This window comes from Bradyrhizobium lablabi, from assembly GCF_018129385.1.
Lineage (GTDB): Bacteria > Pseudomonadota > Alphaproteobacteria > Rhizobiales > Xanthobacteraceae > Bradyrhizobium > Bradyrhizobium lablabi_C.
Genome location: NZ_JAFCLN010000059.1, coordinates 1 through 1,084 on the forward strand (window position 1 = coordinate 1; position 1,084 = coordinate 1,084).

Sequence of the window (1,084 nt, forward strand, 5' to 3'; positions counted from 1 at the left end):
GGCTCCGCTGCGCGACAGCGAATGGGTGGTCTACAGCAAACGGCCGTTCGGTGGCCCCGAGGAAGTGTTGCGCTATCTCGCGCGCTACACCCACCGCGTCGCCATCTCCAACCGGCGCCTGGTCGCGCTCGACGACAACGGCGTCACAATCAAGTGGAAGGACTACCGCATCGAAGGTCCCGAGCGATACAAGCTGATGACGCTCGATACCCACGAGTTCATCCGCCGCTTCCTGATGCATGTCTTGCCGCAAGGCTTCCACCGTATCCGTTATTACGGTTGGCTCACGAGCCAAACCCGCGTCAAGAATATCGCACGCATCCGCGAACTGCTTGCAGCGCCCCTCATCCCGATCGATGCCATCAAGGCTGTCAACGCCAAGCCCGAAGAGCCAAAAGCGCCAGAGCATCCCTGTCCCTGCTGCGGCGGCCGCATGCGCATCATCGAGACCTTCTTGCGCGGGCAACAGCCGAAGCACCGCCGCTCGCCGGTTTCGCCAAAGCTCAGGATCGACACCTCATGATGCCGACGCCAGTCCTCGACACACACGGCAATACTCTCCGCCTGTGTCGGCTCTTGCCCGACAGCGCCGCCGCTTGCCTCGCCACGCCCGATTGTTGCGCAATCACAACCAAAAGACACAAAGTCTCGTCACTCAAAACGCCCGCTGCTCGATCGTGCTTCAACCTAGGCTCTGCCTACGTGGTAAAACCGCTCTCGCTGCCGCTTCGCGTCATCGCGGGCGCACCTGAGCTCGCGGCCAAATCCCCATAGCAACCGCGGCACTGCTGCCGCCCACATCCCGCGATTTCGTGCCTTGGCGCTTTTCGGACGCCGGCCACCACAGCGCGCGGATAGTCCCGCCATCCCGGCATCCGAAAACCTGCACATTAGCGGACCTCGGCCTTGCGAGACGTCCGATAAGGGTCAACGCGGGCTACTCCCTCATCGATTGGCCGCGCCTCCGATGAAAGCCATCCATTCTTCTCTAAACAAAGCGCGAAGTGTTCCCGGAGCGAGCGGTTCCGGCTTGGCTTTCGAGACATCGTTGGAGCCAAGGGAAAGCCCGAGCTTGGGCAAGCAT

The 1,084-nt window shown here is 61.9% G+C and carries 1 protein-coding gene; it reads left to right on the top strand.

The features are described from left to right. Positions 1–523: IS91 family transposase (locus JQ628_RS34375; RefSeq protein ID WP_212231063.1), on the top strand; the 523-nt coding region annotated here is incomplete at its 5' end. Positions 524–1,084 lie beyond the last annotated feature (561 nt).